The organism is Micromonospora sp. HK10 (genome assembly GCF_000982955.1).
GTDB lineage: Bacteria > Actinomycetota > Actinomycetes > Mycobacteriales > Micromonosporaceae > Micromonospora.
The window spans coordinates 1-6351 of sequence record NZ_KQ058854.1 but is presented as its reverse complement, the minus strand read 5'-3'; the positions used below and the strand labels follow the sequence as shown (position 1 = coordinate 6351).

At 75.5% G+C, this 6351-nt stretch carries 7 protein-coding genes; 5 read left to right on the top strand and 2 right to left on the bottom strand.

The genetic code is table 11. The features are described 5' to 3' along the window. The first annotated feature begins 162 nt into the window (after positions 1-162). From LQ51_RS22050 to LQ51_RS22040, 3 genes are read left to right on the top strand one after another with little or no spacing between them, the layout of a single operon-like run. Complete coding sequence (locus LQ51_RS22050) at positions 163-1116, top strand: sugar kinase (protein WP_046568650.1); 954 nt, start codon at positions 163-165, stop codon at positions 1114-1116. A 25-nt stretch (positions 1117-1141) separates the two neighbouring features. Further along, positions 1142-2371: a D-mannonate dehydratase ManD gene (gene manD / locus LQ51_RS22045; RefSeq protein WP_046568649.1), complete on the top strand. Its 1230-nt coding sequence runs from the start codon at positions 1142-1144 to the stop codon at positions 2369-2371. Continuing rightward, positions 2361-2906 carry a gluconokinase gene (locus LQ51_RS22040; protein WP_046568648.1) on the top strand — a complete coding sequence of 182 codons (546 nt, stop codon included), beginning with the start codon at positions 2361-2363 and terminating at the stop codon, positions 2904-2906. The genes manD and LQ51_RS22040 overlap by 11 nt, the downstream gene beginning before the upstream one ends. Positions 2907-2940: 34 nt before the next feature. Here LQ51_RS22040 and LQ51_RS22035 read toward each other — a convergent pair whose 3' ends face one another. Both LQ51_RS22035 and LQ51_RS32935 read right to left on the bottom strand, forming a co-directional pair. After that, the gene (locus LQ51_RS22035) at positions 2941-3357 is read right to left on the bottom strand and encodes a YchJ family protein (protein ID WP_046568645.1); all 417 of its coding nucleotides are present in this window, start codon (positions 3355-3357) and stop codon (positions 2941-2943) included. Between the two features lie 225 nt (positions 3358-3582). After that, on the bottom strand, positions 3583-4272 hold the full coding sequence (locus LQ51_RS32935; RefSeq protein ID WP_156313199.1) for a histone H1: 690 nt from the start codon (positions 4270-4272) through the stop codon (positions 3583-3585). A gap of 238 nt (positions 4273-4510) precedes the next feature. On the opposite strand from LQ51_RS32935, the gene LQ51_RS22025 reads away from it, so the two are divergent. Both LQ51_RS22025 and LQ51_RS22020 read left to right on the top strand, forming a co-directional pair. Next, positions 4511-5131 (top strand): DsbA family protein, encoded by a 621-nt coding sequence (locus LQ51_RS22025; protein WP_046568643.1) that lies wholly within the window; start codon positions 4511-4513, stop codon positions 5129-5131. Between the two features lie 3 nt (positions 5132-5134). Further along, a partial coding sequence (locus tag LQ51_RS22020; RefSeq protein ID WP_046568641.1) for an MFS transporter occupies positions 5135-6351 on the top strand: 1217 nt, incomplete at its 3' end.

Genomic DNA, 6351 nt, shown 5'->3' with positions numbered 1-6351 from the left:
CCCTGCGCGAGCGGGCCCGGGCCTACCTCGCGGCCGTCGCATGAGCGCCGCCGCCCGCCCGCCCGCCCCGCGCCCGCCCGCCGCGCACCACGCCGCCGTGCGTCCGGGCTCCGCGCACCGCGCCGCAGCGCGGGCCCGCGGCGGCTACCCGGCTACCGCCGCATGACCGCCGTCGACCTGCTCACCTTCGGTGAGGCCCTGGTGTCGCTGCGCACGACCGGGCCCATCGTCACCGGTGGGGCGCTCACCCCGCACCTGGCCGGGGCGGAGGCCAACGTGGCCATCGGCGTCGCCCGGCTCGGCCACCGCGCCGCCTACGCCGGCCGGATCAGCGACGACGAACTCGGCGAGTTCCTGCTGCGCCAGTTGCGCGCCGAGGGGGTACGGGTCGGGCACGTGGTCCGCGACCCGGACCGCCCGGCCGGGCTGATGTTCCTGGAGCGGCGGACCGCCGACCTGACCCGGGTGCTCTACCAGCGGGCCGGCTCGGCCGGCTCGGCGCTGTCCGTCGCGGACCTGCGGCCCGCCCTGGCCGCCGGCGCGCGGGTGCTGCACCTGACCGGGATCACCGCGGCGCTGTCCGACAGCGCCCGGGAGGCCACCCGGTGGGCGGCCGAGACCGCCGCCCGGGCCGGGACGCTGGTCTGCCTCGACGTCAATCACCGGACGAGACTGTGGAGCCGGGAGGCGGCCCGGGCGGCGCTCGCCGCCATCGTCGGCCACGCCTCGGTCGTGGTCGCCTCCGCCGACGAACTGGACCTGGTCGGCGCGCCGGGCGCGGACGAGCCGACCGTGGTCGCCGGGCTGCTGGACCGGGGCGTGTCCACGGTGCTGGTGAAGCTCGGCGGCGACGGTGCCCGCGCGTACACCCGGGAGGGCGTGCGGCAGACGGCGGCGCTGCCCGTGACGGCGGTGGACACCGTCGGCGCGGGGGACGCCTTCACCGCCGGCTACCTCTCCGGCCACCTCGACGGTCTCGACCTGGCCGGGCGACTGCGCCGCGCGGTCACGCTCGGGGCCTTCGCCGTCGCCGGCCACGGCGACTGGGAGCCCCTGCCGCGGCGTGACGAACTGTCCCTCCTGAACGACGTGCAGCCCGGCAGCACGCTGCGCTGACATCACCCCTGAGAAAGGCATCGGCATGAAGATCGTCGCCGCGGACGTCACCGTCTCCAGCCCGGACCGGAACTTCGTCACCCTCAAGATCACGACAGACGAAGGGCTCACCGGGCTGGGCGACGGCACCCTCAACGGGCGCGAACTGGCCGTCGCGTCGTACCTGGCCGACCACGTCGTCCCGCTGCTGATCGGCCGGGACCCGCACCAGATCGAGGACGCCTGGCAGTTCCTCTACCGGTCGGCGTACTGGCGGCGGGGACCGGTCACCATGGCCGCCATCGCGGCCGTGGACGTGGCGCTCTGGGACATCAAGGCCAAGGCCGCCGGGATGCCGCTCTACCAGCTCCTCGGCGGCGCCTCCCGGACCGGCATCCTGGCCTACGGGCACGCCTCCGGGCGGGACCTGCCCGAGCTGTTCGACTCCATCCGCCGCCACCTCGAGCTGGGCTTCCGGGCCATCCGGGTGCAGACCTCGGTGCCCGGCATCAACGCCGTCTACGGCGTGGCCGCCCAGCCCAGCGTCGACGGCAAGCGCTACGACTACGAGCCCGCGCAGCGCACCCCGCTGCCCGCCGAGGAGGACTGGGACACCCGCTCGTACCTGCGTCACCTGCCGGGGGTCTTCGAGGCCGTCCGCAACGAGTTCGGCCCCGAGCTGCCCCTGCTGCACGACGGGCACCACCGGATGACCCCCATCCAGGCCGCCAAGCTGGGCAAGGCGCTCGAGCCGTACGACCTGTTCTGGCTGGAGGACTGCACCCCGGCCGAGAACCAGGAGGCGCTGCGGCTGGTCCGCCAGCACACCACCACCCCGCTGGCCATCGGCGAGGTCTTCAACACCGTCTGGGACTACCAGACGCTGATCCGGGAACAGCTCATCGACTACGTGCGCTCCGCCGTCACCCACACCGGCGGCATCACCGCCATGCGGAAGCTGCTCGACTACGCGGCCCAGTACCAGATCAAGTCCGGCATCCACGGCCCGACCGACATCTCCCCGGTCGGCATGGCCGCCGCGCTCCACCTCGACCTGGCCATCCACAACTTCGGCATCCAGGAGTACATGCGGCACGGCGCGCTCACCGACGAGGTGTTCCGGCAGTCGTTCACCTTCACCGACGGGTACCTGCACCCGGGGGAGCAGCCGGGTCTCGGCGTGGAGCTCGACGAGGAGGCCGCCGCCAGCTTCCCCTACCAGCCGGCGTACCTGCCGTTCAACCGGCTCAAGGACGGCACGGTCCATGACTGGTGACCGGCCGCCCACCCGGCACGTGGTCGTGATGGGCGTGTCCGGGGCGGGCAAGACGACGGTGGCGCGGGGGATCAGCGAGCTGACCGAGCTGGTGTTCGCCGAGGCGGACGAGTTCCACCCGCCGGTCAACGTGGCCCGGATGCGCGCCGGCATTCCGCTGGACGACGCGGCGCGCTGGCCCTGGCTGCGCGACCTCGCGGCGTGGATGGCCGGACGGCACGCCGAGGGAGTGTCCACCGTGCTGGCCTGCTCGGCGTTGAAGCGCTCCTACCGGGACGTGCTGCGCCAGGGGCCGCCCACGGTGGAGTTCGTGCACCTGGCCGGCACCGCGGAGCTGATCCGGGACCGGATGACCCGGCGGGTCGGGCACTACATGCCGGCCAGCCTGCTCGACTCGCAGCGGGCGACCCTGGAGGAACTGGGTTCCGACGAACCCGGGGTGGTGCTGGACGTGGCGGCGTCACCGGAGGAGCTGGTCGCCGCCGCGGTCCGCCGGCTCGGCCTGCCCCGGCGAACGTCCATGCGCACCGGCTGACCGCCGGCTCGGCCCCGGGCAGGCCGGCACCGGCTCAGTCGGGTCCGGCGTCCAGGTAGACCCAGCGGCCGTCCTCCCGCACGAAGCGGCTGTGCTCGATGAGGCTGCCCGGCCGCCCGGCCTCCCGGTAGTGGGCCCGGAACACGACCGTGCCGGCGGTGTCGAACAGGCCGCCCCGGTCGGTGTCCAGGATCTCCAGGCCGGTCCACCGGGTGCCCGGGTCCAGCCGCAGCCGGGCCGGTCGGGTACGGGAGTGCCAGCTGCGCAGCAGGTAGCCGGCGTCGCCCACGGCGAAGGCGCTGTACCGGGAGCGCATCAGCGCCTCGGCGGTCGCCGCCGCCGACGCGCCGCGGTGCGCGGGTGTGCAGCAGTCCGCGTACGGCAGGCCGGTGCCGCAGGGGCAGGGCTTCCGCTCGTCGGCCGCGCTTCGGCGGGCACCGCGTCTCGTCACCCGCCCATTCTGGCCGACGGACCTCGGCTGCCCGCCCGGCCTACGCCGCGCCGACCCCGGCATGCGGCAAAGTGGCCCTTCACCGCCGATGGACACCACGGCATGCCGCAACCCGGGTGGATCAACCGAGCGCGTCCGACCGGCTCAGCAGCTCGGGGGCGAGTGGTCCCGCTCGCGTGCGGGCCTCGGGTGCGTGGGGCGCCCGCCCGGACTTTCGCCGGCGGGTCAGCGGGTGCCCGTCCGGGCGGTACGCCGGTTGCCGAACGTCTCCATGGTGGTGGCCTTCTTCGCCGGGGTCCGGGTCGCGGCGACGGTCCGGGACCGGGCGGTGGCCGCCGCCTTCTTCGCGGTGGGCTTGCGGGCCACGCCCTGCTTCGCCGGTGCCTTCTGGGCCGGTGCCTTCTTCGCCGTGGTCCGGCTGGTCGGCGCCTTCTTCGCCGTGGCCCTCGTCGCCGGTGCCTTCTTCGCCGCGGTCCGGGTGGCCGCCGTCTTCCGGGCCGCCGCCGTCTTCGCGGGTGCCTTCTTCGCCGCGGTCCGGGTGGCGGCGGTCTTCCGGGCCGCCGCCGTCTTCGCGGGCGCCTTCTTCGCGGCGGCCGTCGTAGCCGGCGCCTTCCGGGCCGCGGTGGCCGTCTTCGCCGGGGCCGCCTTCTTCGCCGGGGCCGCCTTCTTGGCGGCGGTGGCCTTCGCCGTCGGCCGCCGGGCCGGCGTGGCGGTGGTGGCCGCGGTGTCCTTCTTCCGGGCGACCCGGGCGCTGGTCGGCGTCGGCTTCCCGCCCGGGGTCCGGGCGGCCGTCGCTCCGGTCGCCCGCCGGGTGGCGGTCGCGACCTTCTTCGCCGCCGCCTTGTTCGGCATCGGGGCCTTGCGCGCCCCGGTGGCCTTGCGGGCGCTGCTCGGTCTGGTGGCCGCCTGGGCCATCGCTCCTCCTCGCGATCCGTCGCGACCGGACCGGCGTCGCTCCGCCGGGCCGGCGAGTCGGGCCGATCGGCCCGGGCGGGTCTTCCCACCGCATGGGCGGGCAAACCCGGCGGGTGCTGGCCGGGGAGGTGGGGGAGCGGGAATTGACCCAACCAACAAGGCCTGGATCGGCTCTCCTGTTGGGCCGCTTCGGGCCGTAGCGTCGTTGTCGAGAACGCTTCCCGGAGGGACCGAAACGATGACGACCATCGCCGACATGTGGTTCGACCCGCGCTGCCCGTGGGCCTGGAACGCCTCCCGTTGGCTGCTGGAGGTGGAGCGGGTCCGCGACGTCCGGGCCCGGTTCCATGTGCTGAGCCTGTCCCTGCTCAACGAGGGCCGCGACGGGCTGGAGGAGTGGTACCAGGAGTGGCTGAAGCCCGGCCTGGGCCCGGTCCGGGTGTGCGTGGCCGCGGCCCAGAAGTGCGGGCCCGAGGTGCTGCGTGACCTCTACACCGCGCTGGGCACCCGGATCCACCACGAGCGGGCACCGATCGGCCGCGAGCTCTACCTGGCGGCGCTGGCCGAGATCGACCTGCCCGCCGAACTGGCCGACGCGGCCGACGTCACCGACCACGACGAGGCCCTGCGGGCCGGCAACCACGCCGGGCTGAGCCCGGTCGGCGAGGACCTCGGCACCCCGGCCATCCACGTGGCCGGCCCCGACGGCCGGGTCAACGCGTTCTTCGGGCCGGTGGTGGCACCCATTCCGCGCGGCGAGGACGCCGGCCGGCTCTGGGACGGGGTGCTGCAGGTCGCCGGCACCGACGGGTTCTTCGAGCTGAAGCGGGCGCGTACCCGCCGACCGATCGAGGGCTGAGCGATGGCACACCTGCTGCCCGCGCCCGGACCGGCGCGTACGCTCGCCCAGGCCCAGTTGGCCAACTCGATCGGGGACGGCGCGTTCCTGGTCACCTCGGCGCTCTACTTCACGCAGGTGGTGGGCCTGTCGCCCGGGCAGGTCGGGCTGGGACTCTCTGTCGGCTGGGCGGCCGGCCTGCTCGCCGGGATCCCGGCCGGGCACGCCGCCGACCGGCGGGACGCCCGGCTGGTCGCCGCGCTGCTGGCCGCCGGCACCGGGCTGGCTGTCGCGGCCTTCCTGGCCGTCCGCCAACCCGTCGCGTTCGTGCTGGTGGCCTGCCTCTACGCCGGCTGCCAGACCGGCCTCGCGGCGGTCCGCCAGGCGTTGCTGGCCCGGCTGGTGGAACCGGAGCGGCGTACCGAGGTGCGGGCCCGGTTGCAGGCGGTGGTCAACGCCGGGCTGGGCCTGGGCGCCGCGCTCGGTGGGCTGGCGCTGGCCGCGCACGCCGCCGGGGCGTACCGGGCGGTGCTGCTGCTGGACGCGGTGGCCTTCGGCGTCGCGGCGCTGCTGCTGCGGCGGCTGCCGGCCCGGCGCCGGCCGGTCGCCCGGCGGGACGCACCGGGCGCCCGCCGCGCGGTCTTCCAGGACCGGCGGTACGCGCTGCTCACCTCCCTGAACGCGGTGATGATGCTCTACCTGCCGCTGCTCAGCCTGGTGCTGCCGCTGTGGGTGGTGCAGCGCACCGTGGCGCCGTCCTGGCTGGCGGCGGCGCTGCTGGTGGTCAACACGGCGGCGGTGATGCTGGGCCAGGTGCGGGTGGCCCGCCGGGTGGTCGATCCGGCCGGCGCGGCCCGGTCGCTGCGCCGCGCCGGGGCCTGGATGATCGTCGCGTGCGGGCTCTTCGCGCTGGCCGGTGTTGCCGGCACGCCCGCGCTGGCCGCCGGGATCCTGCTGCTCGGCGCCGGTGCCCAGGTGTACGCCGAGATGGCCCACGGCGCCGGCGCGTGGCAGCTCAGCTTCGACCTCGCCCCGGCCGACCAGCACGGCCTGTACCAGGGCTTCTTCGGCAGCGGGGTGCCGGTGGCCCGGATGCTCGGCCCGGTGCTGCTGACCTGGTTGATCATCGGCGGCGGTACGCCGGGCTGGCTGGCCTTCGCCGGGCTCTACGCCGCCGCGGCGTTCGGCACCGGCCTGGTGGCGCGGCACGCCGGCCGGCCCGCGCCCCGGGCCCTGGTCGC

Bases quoted from the DNA above. Each gene is read 5' to 3' on its own strand.
- LQ51_RS22050 (WP_046568650.1), top strand. From the start codon at position 163: ATGACCGCCGTCGACCTGCTCACCTTCGGTGAGGCCCTGGTGTCGCTG.
- manD (WP_046568649.1), top strand. From the start codon at position 1,142: ATGAAGATCGTCGCCGCGGACGTCACCGTCTCCAGCCCGGACCGGAAC.
- LQ51_RS22040 (WP_046568648.1), top strand. From the start codon at position 2,361: ATGACTGGTGACCGGCCGCCCACCCGGCACGTGGTCGTGATGGGCGTG.
- LQ51_RS32935 (WP_156313199.1), bottom strand. From the start codon at position 4,272: ATGGCCCAGGCGGCCACCAGACCGAGCAGCGCCCGCAAGGCCACCGGG.
- LQ51_RS22025 (WP_046568643.1), top strand. From the start codon at position 4,511: ATGACGACCATCGCCGACATGTGGTTCGACCCGCGCTGCCCGTGGGCC.